The organism is Nocardia sp. XZ_19_231, assembly GCF_015355705.1.
Lineage (GTDB): Bacteria > Actinomycetota > Actinomycetes > Mycobacteriales > Mycobacteriaceae > Nocardia > Nocardia salmonicida.
The window spans coordinates 319,871-340,609 of record NZ_JACUZI010000006.1; the positions used below are offsets into that span (position 1 = coordinate 319,871).

The 20,739-nt window shown below is 68.5% G+C and carries 17 protein-coding genes; 8 read left to right on the forward strand and 9 right to left on the reverse strand.

Annotated features, from left to right (window positions below; translation table 11 throughout):
* Window positions 1-50: 50 nt before the first annotated feature.
* The 8 genes from IBJ82_RS26655 to IBJ82_RS35215 all read left to right on the forward strand — a co-directional run bounded on the left by IBJ82_RS26655 (window position 51) and on the right by IBJ82_RS35215 (window position 8,150).
* A complete protein-coding gene (locus IBJ82_RS26655) occupies window positions 51-440 on the forward strand; it encodes a hypothetical protein (protein WP_228537686.1) in 390 nt (129 codons plus the stop codon).
* Window positions 441-647: 207 nt separating this feature from the next.
* Complete coding sequence (locus IBJ82_RS26660) at window positions 648-1,082, forward strand: EXLDI protein (RefSeq protein WP_194828719.1); 435 nt, start codon at window positions 648-650, stop codon at window positions 1,080-1,082.
* 28 nt (window positions 1,083-1,110) lie between these two features.
* Window positions 1,111-3,282, forward strand: a complete 2,172-nt coding sequence (locus IBJ82_RS26665; RefSeq protein WP_194828720.1) for an MMPL family transporter — start codon at window positions 1,111-1,113, stop codon at window positions 3,280-3,282.
* A gap of 78 nt (window positions 3,283-3,360) precedes the next feature.
* Entirely contained in the window at window positions 3,361-4,320 is a 960-nt protein-coding gene (gene ligD, locus IBJ82_RS26670; RefSeq protein WP_194828721.1) for a non-homologous end-joining DNA ligase, read from the forward strand.
* A 142-nt stretch (window positions 4,321-4,462) separates the two neighbouring features.
* Entirely contained in the window at window positions 4,463-5,413 is a 951-nt protein-coding gene (locus tag IBJ82_RS26675; RefSeq protein WP_194828722.1) for a D-isomer specific 2-hydroxyacid dehydrogenase family protein, read from the forward strand.
* 86 nt (window positions 5,414-5,499) lie between these two features.
* Entirely contained in the window at window positions 5,500-6,231 is a 732-nt protein-coding gene (locus IBJ82_RS26680) for an ESX secretion-associated protein EspG (RefSeq protein ID WP_194828723.1), read from the forward strand.
* 36 nt (window positions 6,232-6,267) lie between these two features.
* Window positions 6,268-6,642 carry a hypothetical protein gene (locus tag IBJ82_RS26685; RefSeq protein WP_194828724.1) on the forward strand — a complete coding sequence of 125 codons (375 nt, stop codon included), beginning with the start codon at window positions 6,268-6,270 and terminating at the stop codon, window positions 6,640-6,642.
* Window positions 6,639-8,150: a hypothetical protein gene (locus IBJ82_RS35215; protein WP_194828725.1), complete on the forward strand. Its 1,512-nt coding sequence runs from the start codon at window positions 6,639-6,641 to the stop codon at window positions 8,148-8,150. Before IBJ82_RS26685 ends, IBJ82_RS35215 begins: the two co-directional genes overlap by 4 nt.
* Before the next feature lie 197 nt (window positions 8,151-8,347).
* Here the strand turns inward: IBJ82_RS35215 and proB are convergent, their stop codons facing one another.
* The 9 genes from proB to IBJ82_RS26735 form a co-directional block, all read right to left on the reverse strand.
* Window positions 8,348-9,463: a glutamate 5-kinase gene (gene proB, locus IBJ82_RS26695; protein WP_194828726.1), complete on the reverse strand. Its 1,116-nt coding sequence runs from the start codon at window positions 9,461-9,463 to the stop codon at window positions 8,348-8,350.
* Window positions 9,464-9,569: 106 nt separating this feature from the next.
* Complete coding sequence (obgE, locus tag IBJ82_RS26700; protein ID WP_062985264.1) at window positions 9,570-11,033, reverse strand: GTPase ObgE; 1,464 nt, start codon at window positions 11,031-11,033, stop codon at window positions 9,570-9,572.
* Window positions 11,034-11,124: 91 nt separating this feature from the next.
* Window positions 11,125-11,391, reverse strand: a complete 267-nt coding sequence (gene rpmA, locus IBJ82_RS26705) for a 50S ribosomal protein L27 (protein WP_056821498.1) — start codon at window positions 11,389-11,391, stop codon at window positions 11,125-11,127.
* Window positions 11,392-11,415: 24 nt separating this feature from the next.
* Entirely contained in the window at window positions 11,416-11,727 is a 312-nt protein-coding gene (rplU, locus tag IBJ82_RS26710) for a 50S ribosomal protein L21 (protein ID WP_194828727.1), read from the reverse strand.
* 261 nt (window positions 11,728-11,988) lie between these two features.
* A complete protein-coding gene (locus tag IBJ82_RS26715) occupies window positions 11,989-15,174 on the reverse strand; it encodes a translation initiation factor IF-2 N-terminal domain-containing protein (RefSeq protein WP_370585492.1) in 3,186 nt (1,061 codons plus the stop codon).
* Window positions 15,175-15,708: 534 nt separating this feature from the next.
* On the reverse strand, window positions 15,709-16,125 hold the full coding sequence (gene ndk / locus IBJ82_RS26720; RefSeq protein WP_194828729.1) for a nucleoside-diphosphate kinase: 417 nt from the start codon (window positions 16,123-16,125) through the stop codon (window positions 15,709-15,711).
* A gap of 52 nt (window positions 16,126-16,177) precedes the next feature.
* Window positions 16,178-16,573 (reverse strand): DUF4233 domain-containing protein, encoded by a 396-nt coding sequence (locus tag IBJ82_RS26725; RefSeq protein ID WP_194828789.1) that lies wholly within the window; start codon window positions 16,571-16,573, stop codon window positions 16,178-16,180.
* Between the two features lie 5 nt (window positions 16,574-16,578).
* Complete coding sequence (locus tag IBJ82_RS26730; protein ID WP_194828790.1) at window positions 16,579-17,949, reverse strand: folylpolyglutamate synthase/dihydrofolate synthase family protein; 1,371 nt, start codon at window positions 17,947-17,949, stop codon at window positions 16,579-16,581.
* A 107-nt stretch (window positions 17,950-18,056) separates the two neighbouring features.
* Complete coding sequence (locus tag IBJ82_RS26735; RefSeq protein ID WP_194828730.1) at window positions 18,057-20,735, reverse strand: valine--tRNA ligase; 2,679 nt, start codon at window positions 20,733-20,735, stop codon at window positions 18,057-18,059.
* Between the last annotated feature and the right edge of the window lie 4 nt (window positions 20,736-20,739).

Below are 20,739 nucleotides of genomic sequence, written 5' to 3' on the forward strand. Positions count from 1 at the left end.
ACGCCGCCCAGATTGTGGGCGCCCACCATCTCCGGTGCTTGAATGCGCCTATGACCAGGACCACATTTGCTCGAACCCTGATGGCCGTTGCCGCGGGCTGTGCGGCCGGATTCACCCTCTTGACCGTTCCCGCCCAGGCGTCGAACGAGAACCCCCTCGACTGCGTCGGCGTCCCCGGCGCCCAGGCCGCCGCCGACCGCGAGAGCGCCATCCGTGGCATCGCCATCACGCCGTTGTGCTTCAGTGGCGGCCTCTACAGCGGCGTTCACGCCGGCATCCCGTTGGCCGTGCTCAACCCGCTGACCATGCCCGGTACCGCGAGCGTGTGCATCGCGGAACGCGAAACCGTCGAGGCGGCAGCCAGATTCGAATGGACCGAGCGAGTTCATGTGATGCCGATGTGCATCCAGAACCGGGCGTTCGGGGTCTACGAGCTGTAGTTCGGCCCCGCACGGAGCAGTCCGCACGGAGGTGATCCGTGCGGACTTTTTTTGCCTCTTGATCTATACGTATACATCTACTTATAGTGAGTCAGACGGAATCCACGTATCACCGATACAGACCCACGACGACGGCCCGAAACAAGGGGCACGCCGCTCGTACACCCATGCCCATATGCGCACTGCATTATCGAATCGGAGCGATCGATGACCACCGAGCCCCACCCCACGACAACCGAGCTGAACACCACCGAACCGGACGCCGACGGGTTCGCCCCGATCATCGTCAAGGTCGGCCCCGGCGGTGGCCGCACCCAGCGCTTCACCGGCCGACAGGTCGGCGAATCACGCCGGGTAACCCGCAAGGCCATCGACACCGTCCGGGTCTACCTCACCCGCAAGGGCAACTACCTGGTGCACAAGCAGACCTCCGCGTGGTCGGACTACAACGAGCTCGGCGACTGGACCCAGGATTGGAAGGACTGGCGCTCGATCCTCGGCAAGGGCGAGCAGAGCTGGGGCGACTACACCACCGAGGTGGTCGATTCGCTCGACGCACTGCGCCCGCTCGTCTCGCCGAAGGTCCACCTGATGATCGTCGACCGCGCCCAGCACCCGCTGAACCACGACCTCGACGTCTGACCAGCAGGCCAGGAAAGGACCTACCACCATGTTCGCCAGACTGGGACGCGTCGTCGTTCACCATCCCTGGAAAGTGATCGGCCTGTGGGTACTCGCGATCGTCGCCGTGTTGTCGACGGCCCCGACGCTCACCGCGACCACCGACCAATCCGAGTTCCTGCCTTCGCATTACGAGTCGATCCAGGCGATGAAGTTGCAGGAGCAGGCATTTCCGCAGTACGCCGCGCCGGCCGCCCTCATCGTGGTGGTCCGCGCGGACGGCGCGGCGCTGACCGAAGGCGACTCGGCCGCGGTCACCGCGACCGCCGACGCACTCACTGCACGCAATATCAAGGGCGTCAACGGCATTCAGGTGACGCCACCGTCGGAGAACCGTCTGGTCCAGGTCATCGCGGTGCAGATGACCAAGCTGACCGATGCCGCCGACAAGACACAGGGCGAGGCGGTGAAGAGCCTGCGCGAGCAGTTGCGGGAACAGGTGCGTGACACCGGGTTGAAGGCAGGCATCACCGGAACGGCGGCACAGACCCTCGATCAGACCGAGGAGGGTGAGAAGGGCATGGCGATCATCGGCATCGCCACGATCGTCCTGATCCTGGTGTTGCTGCTGATCATCTTCCGCAGCCCGGTCATCGCCTTGCTGCCGGTGATCACCATCGGTGCGATCTCGAGCACCGTCAGCGGCCTGATCGCGATGGCCGCCAAGGCATTCGACCTCGATATCGACACCTCGATCAGCGCGATCCTGCTGGTCGTGCTGTTCGGTGTCGGGACGGATTACATCCTGTTCCTGATGTTCCGCTACCGAGAACGACTGCGGGCAGGCGACGATCCGAAGACCGCGATGGTCAATGCCGTGGCCCGCGTCGGTGAGGCCATCACCTCGGCGGCGGCCGCCGTGATCATCGCGTTCATGGCACTGACGCTGTCGAGCCTCGGGATGTTCCGGGCGCTGGGTCCGGCGCTGGCGATCGCGGTCGCGGTGGCGCTGCTGGCAGGCCTCACGCTGGTGCCCGCGATCGTCTCGCTGCTGGGTACCAAGGTGTTCTGGCCGTCGAAAGCCTGGCAGGTCGAGCCGCGGGGCGCCCGGTTCGGCGCGATCGGTGCGGCGATGGGCAGGAGACCCGGCGTGTTCGCCCTCGCCTCCGGCGGCGTGCTGGTGGCGCTCGGGGTGTTCGCGATCGGCTTCAACCCGACCTTCGATCTGAGCTCGGGGTCCACCTCCGACGCCTCCGAATCGGTGGTCTTCACCGCCGAGCTGCTGGAGGGCATGCCCGCGGGCGCCACCCAGCCCTCCGATGTGCTGCTGCACTCGCCCGGCGGGCCGCTGAGCGATGATCAGCTCACGACCTACCGGACGGCATTGACCCAGGTCGAGGGCGTCGGGCAGGTCGGGCAGGCGCAGCTGTCGCCGGATCGGACCATCGCGAGTTTCCAGGTGACGCTCACCGACACACCGGAATCCGACGCCGCACTCGACACGGTGGCCGGTCCGCTGCGTGAGGTCGCGCATCAGGCAGCGCCCGAGGGAGCCACGGCGGCGGTCGGCGGCATGACCGCGGTGTTCGTGGATTTCAAGGAGGCGATGAACCACGACTACGCGATCGTTTTCCCGGTGGCCGCGATCCTGATCATGCTCGTACTGGCGCTGCTGCTGCGCAGTCTCGTCGCTCCCTGGTACCTGATGGCCTCGGTGTTCCTCGGCTTCGCCGCGACGCTGGGTGCGACGGTGCTGGTGTTCCAGCAGATCCAGGGTGAGAACGGCCTGATCTTCACGCTGCCGGTGATCATGTACCTGTTCGTCGTCGCGCTGGGCACCGACTACAACATCCTCATGGTCGCCCGCTTGCGGGAAGAAGCTCGCGAGGGGCACACACCACGGGAAGCGGCGGCGCTGGCCGTGCGCCACACGGGGCCGACGGTGGCCGCGGCCGGTCTCATCCTGGCCGGCACGTTCGCCTCGATGATGTTGGCGGGCAACAGCACCCTGTCGCAGATGGGCTTCGCCATCTCGGTGGGCATCGCGATCGCCGCGTTCGTCATGGCACTGTTCTTCACTCCCGCGGTGACCGCGCTGCTCGGGCGCCGTGCGTGGTGGCCCGGCCACGGTGGTGACAGCGACGAGGACACGAAGTCGCGCTGGGCGGAGCACTCCTACGCCGAGAGCTACTACACGCCGCCGACGGAGCACAGCCGCTGACAGCGAGCCGTCCGACGCACCACGCGACGCAGGTCCGCTCCCCGTCGGGAGCGGGCCTGCTCGTCTATCGTTGGGCGGGTGGCCAAGTCTGCGGCGCCCGCGATCGAACTCTCGGTGGGTGAGCACACGGTGCGGGTCAGCAATCCCGACCGGGTGTACTTTCCCGAGCTCGGCGTGACCAAGCTCGACCTGGCGCAGTACTACCTGAGCGTCGGGGACGGGATCGTCAACGCCTTGCGGGATCGGCCCTGCATGCTGCACCGATTCCCCAAAGGTCTCCCTGGCGGAAAGGTGCATCAGAAGCGGGTGCCCGCGGGTGCGCCGGACTGGATTTCGACGGTGCGCGTGCACTTCCCGCGCTACGGCAGGCATGCCGACGAACTGTGCGTGCGCGAGCTCGCGGACGTGATCTGGGCGGTGCAGATGTCCACGGTGGAGTTCCATCCGTGGAATTCGCGGGCTTCCGATACCGAGTCACCCGACGAATGGCGCATCGACCTCGATCCGATGCCGGACTGCCCGTGGTCACGGGTGCAGCGGGTGGCCGGGGTGGTGCACGAGGTACTCGATGAGCTCGGGGCCGTCGGCTGGCCGAAGACCTCCGGTGGGTCCGGGCTGCACGTGTATGTGCGGATCGCGCCGGAGTACGGGTTCGGGCAGGTCCGAAGGGCGGCGCTCGCGTTCGCGCAGGAGGTGCAGCGGCGCGCGCCCGAGGATGTGACGACGGCCTGGTGGCGCAAAGACCGCGATCCCGCGCAGCTGTTCGTCGACTACAACCAGAATGCACGCGACCACACCATCGCCGCGGCCTACTCCGTGCGGGGCGTTCCGGAGGCGACCGTGTCGACCCCGGTTCGCTGGAGCGAGATCGACGACATCACCCCGCGCGACTTCACCATCCAGACCGTGCCCGCCCGATACGCCGAGCTCGGCGATCTGCAGGCCGACATGGACCAGGCCGTCTTCGACATCGCGCCCCTGCTGGAACTGGCCGATCGGCACGGCGTGGAAGAGCCCGTCGACCTCGACGAATCGTGAACCGTCCGCGCACGGGGAGGGTGCGGCTGCGCCGTCGACAGCGACGAGGAAGAATCAGAGTCCGGTCACCGTGCGCGGTGCCGATGACAGCGCTCGAGCCGCGTAGTGCGGCGCAGACAGCCGATCGACCCAGGAGGCTTCAGTGCAGGATTCCGCGACCACGATCGCGATCGCCCCGGACCAGCCGGCGCCGCGCTTGCTCGAGAAAGCGGTAGTCGGGGCGGGTGCTCGGGTCGGTGAGCTCGCGGAGGCCGACGCACTGATCTGGACCGGCAAACCCGGCGACTTTCCGACGACCCTGCCCTCGTCGGTGCGCTGGGCGCAGTTGCCCGCCGCGGGGATCGAGGACTTCTTCCACGCCGGCGTGTTCACCGCGCACCCCGATGTGCTGTTCACCTCCGCGGCCGGGGCGTTCTCGCACAGTGTCGCCGAGCACGCGCTGATGATGTTGCTGGCCGGGGTGCGGTATCTGCCCGAGCAGTTGCGCGCGACCTCGTGGCAGCAACGCGAGTTCTTCCCACACGTCGGATCGTTGCGCGGCAAGACCGTGACGATCGTCGGCGCGGGCGGGATCGGGCGCGCGTTGATCCCGATGCTGGCGCCGCTGGGCGCCCATGTGATCGCGGTGAACCGGTCGGGACGCCCGGTGACCGGTCATGGCATTCCCGCCGATGTCGAGACGGTGTCCACCGATCAGCTCGCGCGGGTGTGGTCGCATACCGATCATGTGGTGGTCGCGGCACCGGCGACGGCGCAGACCCGCCACCTCATCGGCGCGGACGAACTGGCCCGGCTCAAGCCGTCGTCGTGGGTGATCAATGTGGCCCGGGGCAGCCTGATCGACACCGACGCGCTGGTCGACGCGCTCACCGGCGGATTGATCGGTGGCGCCGGACTCGACGTCACCGACCCGGAACCGCTGCCCGACGGGCACCCGCTGTGGACTCTGCCGAACGCGATCATCACCCCCCACGATTCGAACCCACCGCAGCTGCGGTTGGCGGCGTTCGCCGATCATGTCGGCGCGAATGTGTCGCGATTCGTCGCGGGTGAGCCGTTGGAGGCGATCATCGACGCCGCGCGGGGTTACTGAGGTACTCAGACCTGATCGGCACGCCGGAATCGGAGACCGCGGGTTAGGCTGTCCCTCGTCCTGGTTCGGTAAGGATGGGATCGGCAATGGGATGGACCTTCACCGCTGACGAATTCGCGCACGTCTGGCGGGAATCGGGTCAGGACCGCATGCCGTTTCCGCTGCGCGTGCTCGAGTCACCGCACACCGAGAACGACGCGGCCCGATTGCGCGTGGGACTGCGCGACCGACTACCCGGGGGCGACCCCGACCTGGCCGCCTGCCTGCGGATCATCGCCGAACCGCACGTCAGGGTCGTGCTGGTGGGCGGCGCCCATACTCCCGGCAGCGAAATCCGGCTGCTCGCCTGCGCGGTCTACGACCACGCGGTACTGGTGGTGCAGGATCCGAGTACCCGGCCCGATTACGGTGGCAGCGTGCGTGTCTCGATCGGGCATACCGCAGGGATCGGCGCGCGCGTCGCGGCCTGTCTGCCCGATACTCCGCCCGGTCGTGAACCCGCGCGCGAGGCCGCGACCGACGCTGTGCGCGACGAGGAAGCGGTGCTCGCCACCCATCCCGCCGTGCCGCGCATCCAGCGATTACTGCGCAGGCCGCACACCGCCGAGGGCCACATCCGCATCGAAACCGGGCTCGACCGTCCGACGCCGAGTCCGCCGGTGCACTACAGCTGGATCGATGTGGCCAACGATGGTCGCTACCTGCTGCGAGCGGGCGAGACCGTGCACGTGGTGCCTGCGTCAACTGGGCAACTCGCGGCACAGTTACAGCGAAGGTTGGTGCCTGCGCACAGTTCACACAGCAGAAGGTCCGGCTAATCTGGACTCCACCGCATCATCTGGAGGGGAGACGCGATGACGATCGAGAGCAGCAGAGCCGAGATCTCCCGGTTCCGCAGTGCCGCCGCGGCGGGGACACTCACATTCGATCCCGATGCCGCACGTCGGTGCGCCGACCTCTACGAACAGCAGGCCGAGCATCTCGCCCAGTTGCGTCACGGGCTCGAGAATGCCGCTGAGGCAGAGGGTTTCGGCGGGTTCGTCTCCGCGCAACAGTTACAGGCGGGCTTCGCGCACAAGGCACGTGACGCCGCCGAACTGCTCGACCGCTACATCGAGGCGGCCTACCGGATGAAAGAGGCGTTCCTGCTCAGCGCGGGCCTCTACGAGGAAGCCGACGCCGCCGCGGCCGCCGCCCTGCGCGCCGTCGATACGAGGGTGCGCGGATGAGCACCGACCCCACCTACATCAGTGCGATGGAACATTTCGAATCCATACCGCACGAACAGATCTACGCGCGCGCCCAGCAGATCGACGCCGGTGCCATCCTCGGCGCATCGATGACCTGGCTGGAGACCGCCGCTACGCTCACCACCTCGATGCCGCTGACCAAATCCGGCGCCGACCGGGTGATCAACGAAACCGGCTGGACCGGAACCGCCGCCGATGCCGCCGCCGCGAGCACCCGCAGCTTCGCCGCCTCCATCGACGAACTCGCTGTGGTGATGGCCGAAGTCGGCGCCCGCCTCGGTGGTGTCGCCGCGGCCGCCGAAGCCGTGAAGCTGGCCGTTGTCGCGCCGGGCGGTTCGGGTCCGATCGGGGCGATCGCCCGTCTGCTCGAGTCCGCGCAGGTGATCGACGCGCAGATGGCGGCCGAGGCGCTGCGCCAGGAAGCGGTGCTGGCGATGAACATGATCTACAAGCCGGCGTATTCGCTTGCCGGAACAGGTGTTCCAGCATTGCCCATCGCGCCCGGGGAGTCGGAAGCGCCGTCGAGTCGAGGGGGCTCGCACTCGCAAGGCAACGGGTCGACGCCGAGTCCTGGCGCGAGTCCCTCGGCACCACAAGGCAATTCGCCGGAATCGCCGCAGGACCCCGAATCCACTGAGACCCCAGCGCCCGGCACCACTGTGACGCCGGGCGAAGAACCTACAGACCGGACTCCGGCACCGACGGAAAGCCCTGCACCTCAGGGCTCTACTCCACCGTCCCCGACACCGGACACACCTGCTCCCACCACCGAGCCGCCCGCGCCATCTACCCAAGCGCCCGCACCCACCAGCGAAGCGCCCGCACCGCCCACCGAAGCGCCCGCACCCACTACCGAGCCGCCCGCACCGCCCACCGAAGCGCCCGCACCCACTTCCGAAGCGCCCGCGCCCCCGAGCGAGCCATCTACCCAATCGCCCGTGCCGCCTTCGGAAACGCCCGCTCCGCCCACCGAAGCGCCAGCACCCGAACCACCCGCACCGTCCAGCGAACCGCCCGCTCCACAGAGCCAGGCCCCGACCACTCCGCCGACGAGTTCGCCCAGCGAGACACCCACACCCCCGCCTTCACAACCGAACCAGCTACCGACACAGCAGGATTCGAATCCGCCTTCCCCGAAGCCACCGACTGTGGAGGCTCCGCCGACGACGGAAACCCCTGCGCCACCGCCGGTCTCGCCGTCCCCGCAGCCGCCTGTCACCGAGTCGACGCCGCAGCCGCAAGCCCCGGCGCCGCCCGCGCAGCCGAACGTGCCCCCGCCGACCTCGGAGCAACCGGCCTCCCCTGCCCCACCCGGTCGCCAAGCGCCACAACCACTTCCGCTGCCAGGTATGCCCGACATGTCCGACCCCGGTGGTCAGCCCGGCGTCACCGGACCGGTTCCCGGGACCGAGGGCCCGCCCGAACCTGTCCAGCCCGCACCACCTACCGACACCGCGCAGCCGGGAGTGGTCCCACCACGGCGGTAGTTCGTCGGTCTGCCATCTGGCCGACGCACCATGCACAACCGCGAATCGGCAGGTGACGCCGTACGGCCTTCGGCGAGCTCGGTATGCGGCCACGCGGTGCCGATCGCACACCGCGGCATCGGCACGACCCGATCGGGATATGCGGCAAGTGCCCCTCGAACGCGGCCACCGATCGCCGACGATGTCGTCGGTGCGGATCAGACCTTGACGAGGTCGTCGGCGTGGATGACGGGGCGCTGCATGGTGTCGGGAAGTTCGGTGGTGGAGCGACCGAGCATGGTGATGAGTTCGGTGCTGTCGTATTCGATGACACCGCGGGCGATGACCTCGTCATCGGGGCCGACCAGATCGACCACATCGCCGCCGAAGAAGCGGCCGCGAATGCCGGTGATGCCTGCCGCCAGCAGCGAATGGCGTTGCGCCACCGCGGCCACCGCACCCGCGTCGAGCATCACCGCGCCACGGGGGTCGGCGGCGTGACGGACCCAGAACTTGCGGCCGGACAGGCGGATCGGGCGCGCGGCGAATGCGGTACCCACCAGGCCGTCGGTGAGCGCGGACGAGGCGTCGGCGGCCGAGGCCAGTAGGACGGGGATGCCCGCGTCGGCGGCCAGGCGGGCGGCGGAGAGCTTGGAAGCCATGCCGCCGGTGCCGAGCGCGCCACCGCTGCCCGCGATGACGCCGTCGAGGTCGGCGCTGCCGCGCACCTCGGGGATGAAGTTGGCGTCGCCCTTGCGCGGGTCACCGTCGTAGAGGCCGGCCACATCCGACAGCAGGATCAGCGCTTCGGCACCCACCAGGTGCGCCACCAGAGCGGCCAGGCGGTCGTTGTCGCCGAAGCGGATCTCCTCGGTGGCGACGGTGTCGTTCTCGTTCACCACCGCGATCGCGCCGAGCGAACGCAACCGGTCGAGGGTGCGCTGGGCGTTGCGGTGATGCTCGCGACGGGCGAAATCGTCGGCGGAGAGAAGGATCTGGCCGACGGTGCGGTCGTAGCGGGCGAACGAGGTACCCCAGGCGTGGGCGAGGGCCAACTGGCCGACGCTGGCCGCGGCCTGCTTGGTCGCCAGGTCCTTGGGCCGCTTCGACAGGCCCAGCGGTGCGAGTCCCGCACCGATCGCGCCCGAGGACACGACCACCACGTCCGACCCTGCCCGCATCCGCGCTTCGACCGCGTCGGCCAGCAGATCGAGTCGATCGGTATCGAGCCCGCCTTCGAGGCTGGTCAATGCCGACGAACCGATCTTCACCACGACGGTGCGCGCCGACACGATCGCCGCGCGCCCCTGACTCAGCTCCGAATCCACCTGCATCGTCCAACTCCCTGCACCGTGATCACCGAGCTACCTCGCCAACCCATCGCAGTATGCCGATCCAATGGTCGTGTGCGACAGCGAATTTCGCCGAACGCGACCACTCTCACTCTTTTCGTTCACCGTTTTCGTCGAGCAGACCGCGCCGTGCCTGCGAGGCGAGCTTGCGCTCGGCCGCACCGATACGGTCGTTGGTCTCGAGCCGGAGATCGGTACCGCGGCCGGTCGGCTGCATATCGACACCCGCCGAGATCATCGGCTCCCATTCGAAGGTGACCCCGGCGATGGTGACCGGGCAACCCGGCTGCGCGCCCTGCTTGACCAGCTCGGCTTCGACACCGAGGCGAGCCAACCGGTCGGCCAGGTAGCCGACGGCCTCGTCGTTGTTGAAGTCGGTCTGCCGGATCCAGCGCTCGGGGCGAGTGCCACGCACGATGAAACCACCCGCCTCCTCCGGGTCGGCGATGACGCTGAAACCGGTCTCGTCGGTCGCGATCGGGCGGATGATGGTGCGCTTGGGCGCGGCCTTGGGGTGATCCTCGCGATACTGACGAACCATGTCGGCCAGCGCGAAGGTCAACGGGCGCAGGCCCGCGCGGCTCACGGCGGAGATCTCGAACACCGGCCAGCCACGTTCGGCGAACTCGGCGGACACCATTTCGGCCAGCTCGGCCGCATCGGGCACGTCGGTCTTGTTGAGGATCACCACGCGCGGGCGGTCGGCCAGATCGCCGAGGCTGGCGTCACCGGACAAAGCGGGCTTGTAGGCGGCGAGCTCCGCTTCGAGCGCGTCGACGTCGGAGACCGGGTCGCGGCCGGGTTCCAGGGTCGCACAGTCGACGACGTGGGCGAGCACCGCGCAGCGTTCGATGTGGCGCAGGAAGTCCAGGCCGAGGCCGCGGCCTTCGCTGGCGCCGGGGATCAGGCCGGGCACGTCAGCGATGGTGAAGGTCGTGTCACCGGACAGCACGACGCCCAGGTTGGGAACCAGCGTGGTGAACGGATAATCGGCGATCTTCGGCTTTGCCGCGGACAGCACCGAGACCAGCGACGACTTGCCCGCGGACGGGAAGCCGACCAGTCCGACGTCGGCGACCGACTTCAGCTCGAGAACGACATCTACCTCGTCGCCCTCTTCACCGAGCAGCGCGAAACCGGGCGCCTTGCGGGCCTTGGACGCCAGCGAGGCGTTGCCGAGGCCACCGCGGCCGCCACGGGCGATGATGAATCGGTTGCCCGCGCCGACGAGGTCGCAGACCACCTTGCCGTCGTCATCGACGACGACCGTGCCGTCGGGGACCTGCAGCACCAGATCGGCGCCGTTCTTGCCCTCCCGGTTGCTGCCCTCGCCCGGCTTGCCGTTGCCTGCCTTGGCGTTGGGGTGGAAGTGGAAATCGAGCAGGGTGTGGACGTTGGCGTCGACCTCTAGGATCACGTCGCCACCGCTGCCGCCGTTGCCACCGTCGGGCCCGCCGAGCGGCTTGAATTTCTCACGATGCACCGAGGCGCAACCGTGTCCACCTCTACCGGCACGAACATGCAGCACGACGCGGTCGATGAATTTGGACATGGATTGATCATCCTCCTTGTGCACCAAAGAGCGGGTCAGGGAATCAACCCTGACCCGCTCTGGTGTCTGTGGGGAGCGAAGCTCCAGGCGGTCAGGCCTGGACCGGCTCCGGTACGACGATGTTGACGGTCTTGCGGCCACGCTTGGTGCCGAACTCGACCGCGCCCGCCTCGAGGGCGAACAGCGTGTCGTCGCCACCACGGCCGACGTTCACGCCCGGGTGGAAGTGGGTTCCACGCTGGCGGACCAGGATCTCGCCCGCGCTGACCTTCTGGCCGCCGAAACGCTTCACGCCGAGGCGCTGGGCGTTCGAATCGCGGCCGTTCCGGGAGCTGGATGCGCCCTTCTTATGTGCCATTGCTTCGTCTCCTCGGGAAAATTCTTACTTGATGCCGGTGACCTTGATGACCGTCAGCGGCTGACGGTGACCCTGGCGCTTGTGGTAGCCGGTCTTGTTCTTGAACTTGTGGATCCGGATCTTCGGGCCCTTGGTCTGGTCGATGACCTCAGCGGCCACGGAGATCTTGGCCAGCTTGTCGGCGTCGGTGGTCAGATCGGTGCCGTCGACGACGAGAACCGGGGTCAGCGCCACGGCGGTGCCGACGGGACCCTCGATCTTCTCGACCTTCACCAGGTCACCGACCGCGACCTTGTACTGCTTTCCGCCGGTCTTGACGATTGCGTACGCTGCCATCGGTCGGCTTCCTCCACTCACATTGGTCCTGCACATGTCCACGCCGCAGCTGCGACGCGTATTACTGGGCTCATCCCCGCAGAGCGGGGGAAGAACGTTTGCTGCCTGCGGTATACACCCGGCCTGTTCGGCCAGATGCTCAATCACTGGACAGCGACCGACCTAGGTTACCAGAGCGGTATCCACTCCCCCAATTCGGCCGGTCAGGGCCCGAATCGAGGGCTTGCGTGCGCGGAGCGATCCGCGCACGCAAGCGTCGGGTTACTTCGATTCGGCGGCCGGAGCGCCCGCGGGACGACCCACGGCGCGCCGGCGCGGCTTGCGTTCCGGGACGACGACGGGCTCCGCGGCGAAGTCCACGACAGCCGCTGCGGGCGGCTGTTCGTTCGCCGACAGGACGAACACGGCTCCCGCGCTGTCCGGTGCGGGCGCCGCCGTCGACCGGGCCACGCGACGCCTACGAGGTGCCCGCGGTGCGGGTTCCTCGGCGACCGGAGCCGGTTCGGGCTGCGGCGTCTCGACGACCGCGGCCGGTTCGGGCTGCGGGGTCTCGACGACCGGGGTTTCGGCGGCGGCCTCGGCGGGCGCCGGGATCACCGCTTCCTCCTCGACCTCGGCGGCCTCGGGTTCTGCCTCGCCGGAGATGACCCCGGTGAGCGGACCCTCGGTGCTCTGCTCGGTGTTCGCGGCAGCGGCACCACGACCCGCCCGGCGCGACCGCGAACGCGAGCGCGACCTGGTCGGCTCTGCGGGCGCTTCCTCGACGGCCTCGGTGTGCTCGTCGCCGTGCTCGTCGTCGTGATGACCTGCCATCGCGAGCACGACCGGGTGGGCACGCTTGACCGCGATGTCCTCTTCGGCGTGTTCGGCAACCGGTGCGGTGCCGTTGGTCGCCGGTGCGGCGGTGGCGGTGGCCGGCTTGTCGCGATCCTTGCCGCGGCGACGGCGCGAACCGCTCTCCTTCGCCCGCGGCTCCTCGACACCGGACCCGGAATCCACCGGGTAGGAGTGCACGAGAATGCCGCGACCGTGGCAGTGCTCGCAGGTGGTGGAGAACGCCTCGACCAGTCCGGTGCCCAGCTTCTTGCGGGTCATCTGGACCAGGCCCAGCGAGGTGACCTCCGATACCTGGTGACGGGTGCGGTCGCGTCCGAGTGCCTCGGTGAGACGACGCAGCACCAGGTCACGGTTGGATTCGAGGACCATGTCGATGAAGTCGACGACGATCATGCCGCCGATATCGCGCAGCCGCATCTGGCGCACGATCTCTTCGGCCGCTTCCAGGTTGTTCTTGGTGACGGTCTCTTCGAGGTTCGACGAGCCCGAGCCGGTGAACTTGCCGGTGTTGACGTCGACGACGGTCATCGCCTCGGTGCGGTCGATCACCAGGGTGCCGCCCGAGGGCAGCCACACCTTGCGATCGAGCGCCTTGGCCAGCTGCTCGTCGATCCGGTAGGCGTCGAACACGTCGACGCCGTTGTTCTCGTGCCGATTGACCCGCGCCAGCAGGTCGGGTGCGACGGTGCGAACGTAGGTCTCGACGGTGCTCCACGCGCGCTCACCCTCGATGACCAGCTTGACGAAGTCCTCGTTGAACAGGTCGCGGATGACCTTGACCAGCATGTCGGGCTCTTCGTAGAGCGCCTTCGGTGCGTTGGTCTCCTTGGCGGCGGCCTCTTCGATGGTGCGCCAGGCAGCCTGCAGCCGCTCGACGTCGCGAGCCAGCTCGGGCTCGCTGACGCCCTCGGACGCGGTCCGGATGATCACACCGGCGTCGGACGGGACGATCTCGCGCAGAATCTCCTTGAGACGCTTGCGCTCGGTGTCGGGCAGCTTGCGGCTGATCCCGGTCGACGTGCCACCGGGCACATACACCAGGAAGCGACCGGCGAGCGAGATCTGGGTGGTCAGGCGGGCGCCCTTGTGGCCGACCGGGTCCTTGGACACCTGCACCAGCACCTGATCGCCGGGCTTGAGCGCCTGCTCGATCTTGCGCTCGCGACCACCGAGACCGGCGGCCTCCCAGTTCACCTCACCGGCGTAGAGCACACCGTTGCGGCCGCGGCCGATGTCGATGAACGCCGCCTCCATGCTGGGCAGCACGTTCTGCACCTTGCCGAGGTAGACATTGCCCACCATCGACGCCTGACCGGAACTGGTCACGAAGTGCTCGACGAGGATGTTGTCCTCCAGGACCGCCACCTGGGTGGTGGTCTGGTGGCCCGGCGCGTGTTCGGCGGGGTCGAACGCCTTCTCGCGCACGACCATCACCCGGTCGACCGCCTCGCGGCGGGCCAGGAACTCCGACTCGGTCAGGATCGGCGGACGGCGACGCCCGGCTTCCCGGCCGTCACGGCGGCGCTGACGCTTGGCCTCCAGGCGGGTGGAGCCGGAGATGCCCTGCACTTCGTCGGGGTTGTTCGCGCTGGAACGTTCCCGCCGCTTGTTGCGGGGTTCGCGCTCGTGCACGACGGTGTTCGGCGGATCGTCTTCGGTGGCCGCCTCGGCGTCGCCGGACTCACCACCGACCTTGCGGCGGCGACGACGACGGCGACGACGGCTCGCGCCATCGGAGGATCCGTCTTCGTCATCGGTCTCGGATTCGGTGTCGTCGGCCTGCTCGGCCTCGGCGCCGACCTGCTCGGCCGGCTGCTCGGCCTCGTCGGTGTCGTCGTCATCGGCGTCGGACTCGTTGTCCTCGCCGTCGGCGGACTGCTCGCCACGACCGCGACCACGGCCACGGCGGCCACGGCGACGGCGGCGCGGCTGGCCGTCGGCGTCGTGGTCACCGGACTGATCGGCGGACTCGTCGTCGACCTCGGCTTCGGGCTCCTCGGCCTTCGGCGCGACGGGCTGCTCGTCGACCGGCGGCGCGGCGGGCTCTTCGGTCTTCTTGGGGGTCCGCTCGGCGCGACGGCGCTTGCGGGCCTCCTCGGCGGCGGTGGCGTCCGGCGGGAGGAACAGCGGCATGCCCACCGAGGCGGGCGCCTCGAAGGTGACCGGCTCGGCCTGCGCGGGGTTCTCGGACACCCGGTGGGTGAACAGATCGGTGTGCGCGTCGTCGCGCATCGCGGCGAACACCTCGTCGGTGCGCGCGACGTGCGGCGCGGAGAACAGCGACGCGGGCGCCGCGGAAGTGTCGGCCGGCTGCTCGGCGACGGGTGTGGACGCGGCGCGCTTCTTCGCGCGCGTCGTGGGTGCGGGTGCTGATTCGTCGGGGGCGCCGGGTTCGGCGTCAGCGGCGGCGATCGCGTCGCGCACCGTTTCGGCGACCGAGCGGTCGACGTTGGATTGCACGCTGCGCGCCTCGGCGCCCAATTCGGCCAGTTTGGCCAGGATGCGTTTGCTGGTCACTCCCAACCGTTTGGCCAGTGCATGAACTCGAATTCGCTCCGGCAATTGATCGGCATCCTGTTGTGTTGTGTCCAGCGGCTCTTTTTCGGCCACGAAAGTCTCCTCGGGCCCCCGGGCGCGTCCTTCCCCGGTACGGGAGTGACGCGGCCGACGCGGGGGCATCGTCCGTGCACCTCGTACCCGATGGTACGAGGGTCATCTGGTCTCGCCCCGCGTGTCCGGTCGCACCTTGATCGATCGTCTGGCGCGCCAACCGGTCACACGGCGCCTGGCTGTACGGCGTGGCACCGCGCTTTCGAGCGCTCATCCAGCGTGCCGGTGCGGGCAACCCCAGCAACAGGGCCGTCCGTGGCAGCGATGATCGGCATCAACCGCGGTGTCAATCCGGTCATGTCCGCCACCGAGTCACGTACCTGCGCGACAGGTCGGCGTCGAACACATCCATAGTCAGTATCCCATACGGTCCGCGCGGGGATCGCCATCGGCGCAACTCACGCGAACTCCGCCCCGCTCGCGGCCGTCGTTCATCCGGCGGATCCAGCGAGCGAGGGCGACCCGGTCGAGCGGAGTTCGATACCGCCTGACCGGGTGTCCTACTACCTTTACTGCGCTACCGACCGCTGCGGGTCAGACGGGAAATTCGGGGAACCAGAGGGCGATCTCGCGCTTGGCGGACTCGGGCGAGTCGGATCCGTGGACCAGGTTGAACTGGGTCTCCAGGCCGAAGTCGCCGCGGATGGTTCCGGGCACGGCCTTCTCCACCGGGTCGGTGCCACCGGCGAGCTGACGGAACGCCGCGATCGCGCGCGGGCCTTCGAGCACGGCCGCGACGACCGGGCCGGAGGTGATGAATTCGATGAGCGAGCCGAAGAAGGGCCGCTCGGCATGTTCGGCGTAGTGCTCGGCCGCGAGTTCCGCGGACACGTTCTTCAGCTCCAGCGCCTGGAAAATGAGGCCCTTGCGCTCGATGCGCGCGAGGATCTCGCCGGTGAGGCCACGGGAGACACCGTCCGGCTTGATGAGTACCAACGTCTGCTCAGTCACGGGGTAACCCTAGCGTCGGCCGCGTCAGCACGCCGATCGGGCCCTCGAGCGGTCAGGACTTGGTGCCCATTCGCTGACTGGGGAGTAGGCCGGCATCCATGCGGCGCTGAACGTCCGAGCGCAGGATGAGGATGAACGCCCATACCGCGATGAACACCACCGCGATCACGCCGATCGACAGGTGGATGAACGTGCCCGCGAGCAGCAACACCTGCAGACCCAGGTTGAACGGGATCGCCCACGGCTTACGCTGCACACCCGCGCCCAGGACCATCAGCACCGAGAGCACCACGAGGTAGGTCCCGGAGAACCAGGTGACGCCGCCGCCGACATCGGCGACCACCGGCAGCGCCAGCAGGACCACGATCGCCTCGAGGATCAACGTCCCCGCCATGACCCCGCGCAGACCCTTCCACGGATCGTTGGCGGGAGGAGGCACTGCACTCATGTCACTCACGCCGGAGCCTTTCCGAACAGGGCGCGCGCGGCGCCCGCGGTGACGACCGACCCGGTGACCACCACGCCGGCGCCGGAGATCACGTCGCCCTCGTCGCCCGCCTGCTCGGCCAGCGCGATCGCCGACTCCAGCGCGTCGGGCAGGATGTCGGCGGTGATCACTCGTTCGTCGCCGAAGCGCTGCACGGCCAGGTCGGCCAGCGCGTCCACATCCATGGCCCGCGGTGAACCGTTGCTGGTGACGACGATTTCGTCGAAGACCGGTTCGAGCGCGTCGAGAATCCCGGCGGCGTCCTTGTCGGCGAGCACCGCGACCACCCCGACCAGCTTGCGGAAGTCGAACTCGCCGGTGAGCGTCGCGGCCAGCGCTTGCGCACCCGCCGGGTTGTGGGCGGCGTCGACGAAGATGGTCGGAGCGTTGCGCATCCGTTCCATCCGCCCCGGGCTCGACACTGTCGCGAAACCGGTTCGCACGGCCTCGATATCGAGCTGGCGATCCGCACCCGCGCCGAAGAACGCCTCCACCGCGGCCAGCGCCAGCGCCGCGTTGCGGGCCTGGTGCTCGCCGTGCAGCGGCAGGAAGATCTCGTCGTAGACCCCGCCGAGTCCCTGCAGGGTGAGCAGCTGTCCGCCGACAGCGACGCCCCGTTCCAGCACGCGGAACTCCGCGCCCTCGCGGGCCACCGCGGCGTCCTCGGCCACGGCCCGGCGCAGCAGCACATCCATCACCTCGGGCTCCTGCTCGGCGATGACCGCGACGGTATCGGTCGGGATCAGCGCCTCGGGAGCGCGCTTGATGATCCCGGCCTTCTCCTTGGCGATCGACTCGAGGTCGGGACCGAGGTATTCGGTGTGATCGAGGCCGATCGGGGTGATCACCGCGACCTGCGCGTCGATCACGTTGGTGGCGTCCCAGGTGCCGCCCATGCCGGTTTCCACGACGGCCACGTCGACCGGCGCCTCGGCGAACGCGGCGTAGGCCATGCCGGTGAGCACCTCGAACTTGCTCATCGCCGGGCCGTCGGATTCGGCGGAGCGCTGGTCGATCATGCCGATATAGGGCGCGAGCTCGTGATAGGTCGCCACGTAGTCGGCCGGCGAGATCGGCGCGTTGTCGATGCTGATCCGCTCGGTCGCCAGCTGCAGGTGTGGGCTGGTGATCCGGCCGGTGCGCCGGTGCAGCGCGGTGAGCAGGGCGTCGATCATCCTGGTCACCGAGGTCTTGCCGTTGGTGCCCGCGATGTGGATCGCCGGATAGTTGTTCTGCGGGTTACCCAGCAGATCCATCAGGGTGGCGATCCTGGTGAGCGACGGCTCGATCTTGGTTTCGGGCCAGCGCTTGTCGAGTTCGGCCTCTACCAGGGCCATCTCGGCGAGGTCGACCGGCGACGGCCCGGTGCTGAGCTGGGCCGCGCTGTAGTCGGTGCCGCCGAAGTCGGCGTCTTCGGGGTCGAGGTCGCCGGGGCCCGTGTCGCTCACTTGGCGCTCAGCTCCGCCAGGCGGGCGCCGATGCGCGTGACTTCGGCCGCGGCCACATCACGTCGCCCGGTGATCTTGTCGACCACCGGCTGCGGCGCCTTGGCCAGGAAGGCCTCGTTGCCGAGTTTCGCCGTGGTGGTGTCGAGGTCCTTCTGCGCGGCCGCGAGGTCCTTCTCCAGCCTGCGACGCTCGGCATCGAGGTCGATCGCGCCGGAGGTGTCGAGCTGCACGGTGACGGTTGCGCCGGACAGCCGGACCTGCACTTCGGCGGTGGTGGCGAAGTCGTCGCCCGGTTCGGTGAGACGGGCCAGGTTGGCCACCGAGTCGGCGAACGCGCCGAGCCCGGCCTCGTCGATCCCGACGAGGGTGGCCTTCACCTTCTGCTTGTCGGCCAACCCCTGATCGCCGCGGAACCGGCGGATCTCGGTGATCAGCCGCTGCGTATCGGCCACGCGCTGGGCCGCGACTTCATCGGTCGCGATGCCGCCGGCCTGCGGCCACGGGGCGATCACCAACGATTCGCCGCCGGTGAGCGCCTTCCACAGGGTCTCGGTGACGAACGGGATCACCGGGTGCAGCAGGCGGAGCACCGCGTCGAGCACACTGCCGAGCACCACCGCGGTGCTCTCGGCGCGCGCGTCGGACTCGGCGAACTGCACCTTGGAAAGCTCCAGGTACCAGTCGCACAGCTCGTCCCACGCGAAGTGGTAGAGCGCCTCGCAGGCCTTACCGAATTCGTAGGCGTCGAAGGCGGTGTCGACCTCGGCGCGCACCGCGTCGAGCCGGTCGATGATCCAGCGGTCGGCGTCGGTGAGGGTCTCGCGCGGGGGCACCTCGCCGGTGCGCGCGCCGTTCATCAGCGCGAACTTGGTGGCGTTGAAGAGCTTGGTGACGAAGCTGCGCGAGGCCAGCGCGTGCGCGTCGCCGACGGACAGATCGCCGCCGGGCTGGGCGCCGCGGGCCAGGGTGAAGCGCAGGGCGTCGGCGCCGTAGGAGTTGATCCAGTCGAGCGGGTCGATGCCGTTGCCGCGCGACTTCGACATCTTCTTGCCGTGCTGGTCGCGGATCAGGCCGTGCAGGAACACGTCTTCGAACGGGACCTGCTTCTGGGCGCCCTTACCGGCGGTGAGCACCGGATCGTCGCTGACGTACATGCCGAACATCATCATCCGGGCCACCCAGAAGAACAGGATGTCGTAACCGGTGACGAGCACGCTGGTGGGATAGAACTTCGACAGCTCGGGGGTCGAGTCCGGCCAGCCCATCGTGGAGAACGGCCACAGACCCGAGGAGAACCAGGTGTCGAGCACGTCGGGGTCCTGCACCCAGCCCTCCGGTGCCTCCTCCCCGTGGCCCAGGCACACGATCTCGCCCTCGGGGCCGTACCAGATCGGGATGCGGTGACCCCACCACAGCTGCCGCGAGATGCACCAGTCGTGCATGTTGTCGACCCAGTCGAACCAGCGCGGTTCCTGGCTGGCCGGGTGGATCTTCACATCGCCTTCGCGCACGGCGTCGCCTGCGGCCTTGGCCAGGGTGTCGACCTTGACCCACCACTGCATCGACAGGCGCGGCTCGATCGGCTCGCCGGAGCGCTCCGAGTGACCGACCTGGTGCTTGTAGGGGAACTTGCGGCCGACGATGCGACCTTCGGCCTCGAGACGCTCGCGGATCTTCACGCGGGCCTCGAAGCGGTCCATGCCGTCGAATTCGGTTCCGCTGTCGGCGATCCGGCCGGACTTGTCCATGATCGTCGGCATCGGCAGGCCGTGGCGCAGGCCGAGTTCGAAGTCGTTGGGGTCGTGCGCCGGGGTGATCTTCACTGCGCCGGAACCGAATTCGGGGTCGACGTAGTCGTCGGCGACGATCGGGATCTGGCGGCCGGTGATCGGGTGATAGAGCGTGGTGCCGATGAGCGCCTTGTACCGCTCGTCGTCCGGGTGGACCGCGACGGCGGTGTCACCGAGCATCGTCTCCACGCGGGTGGTGGCCACGACGACGTGCGGCTCGTCGTCGTTCAGCGAGCCGAACCGCATGCTCACGAGCTCGCCGTCGACCTCCTTGTGATCCACCTCGAGGTCGGAGATACCGGTCTGCAGCACCGGCGACCAGTTCACCAGGCGCTCGGCGCGGTAGATCAGGCCCGAGTCGTAGAGCCGCTTGAAGATCGTCTGCACGGCGCGCGAGAGGCCGTCGTCCATGGTGAAGCGGTCGCGGCTCCAGTCGACGCCGTCACCGAGGCGACGCATCTGTCCCTGGATCTGCCCGCCGGATTCGCGCTTCCAGTCCCACACCTTGTCGATGAACAGCTCACGCCCGAAGTCCTCCTTGGACTTCCCGTCGACGGCGAGCTGCTTCTCCACCACCGTCTGCGTGGCGATGCCCGCGTGGTCCATGCCCGGCAGCCACAGCACCTCGTAGCCCTGCATCCGCTTGCGGCGGGTGAGCAGGTCCATGATCGTGTGGTCGAGCGCGTGGCCCATGTGCAAGGTGCCGGTGACGTTCGGCGGCGGCAGCACGATCGAGTACGGCGGCTTGCCGGAGGAGGCGTCGGCGGCGAAGTACCCGGCGTTTACCCAGCCCTCGTACAGGTCGGCCTCTACCTCGCTGGGGTTCCAGCTCTTGGGCAGGGCATCGGCACGATTACGCGAGTTGTCAGGGGCTGCGCTGGTCACGTCC

Bases quoted from the DNA above. Each gene is read 5' to 3' on its own strand.
- IBJ82_RS26655 (WP_228537686.1), top strand. From the start codon at position 51: ATGACCAGGACCACATTTGCTCGAACCCTGATGGCCGTTGCCGCGGGC.
- IBJ82_RS26660 (WP_194828719.1), top strand. From the start codon at position 648: ATGACCACCGAGCCCCACCCCACGACAACCGAGCTGAACACCACCGAA.
- IBJ82_RS26665 (WP_194828720.1), top strand. From the start codon at position 1,111: ATGTTCGCCAGACTGGGACGCGTCGTCGTTCACCATCCCTGGAAAGTG.
- IBJ82_RS26680 (WP_194828723.1), top strand. From the start codon at position 5,500: ATGGGATGGACCTTCACCGCTGACGAATTCGCGCACGTCTGGCGGGAA.
- IBJ82_RS26685 (WP_194828724.1), top strand. From the start codon at position 6,268: ATGACGATCGAGAGCAGCAGAGCCGAGATCTCCCGGTTCCGCAGTGCC.
- IBJ82_RS35215 (WP_194828725.1), top strand. From the start codon at position 6,639: ATGAGCACCGACCCCACCTACATCAGTGCGATGGAACATTTCGAATCC.
- proB (WP_194828726.1), bottom strand. From the start codon at position 9,463: ATGCAGGTGGATTCGGAGCTGAGTCAGGGGCGCGCGGCGATCGTGTCG.
- obgE (WP_062985264.1), bottom strand. From the start codon at position 11,033: ATGTCCAAATTCATCGACCGCGTCGTGCTGCATGTTCGTGCCGGTAGA.
- rpmA (WP_056821498.1), bottom strand. From the start codon at position 11,391: ATGGCACATAAGAAGGGCGCATCCAGCTCCCGGAACGGCCGCGATTCG.
- rplU (WP_194828727.1), bottom strand. From the start codon at position 11,727: ATGGCAGCGTACGCAATCGTCAAGACCGGCGGAAAGCAGTACAAGGTC.
- IBJ82_RS26725 (WP_194828789.1), bottom strand. From the start codon at position 16,573: ATGAGTGCAGTGCCTCCTCCCGCCAACGATCCGTGGAAGGGTCTGCGC.
- IBJ82_RS26730 (WP_194828790.1), bottom strand. From the start codon at position 17,949: ATGGCCCTGGTAGAGGCCGAACTCGACAAGCGCTGGCCCGAAACCAAG.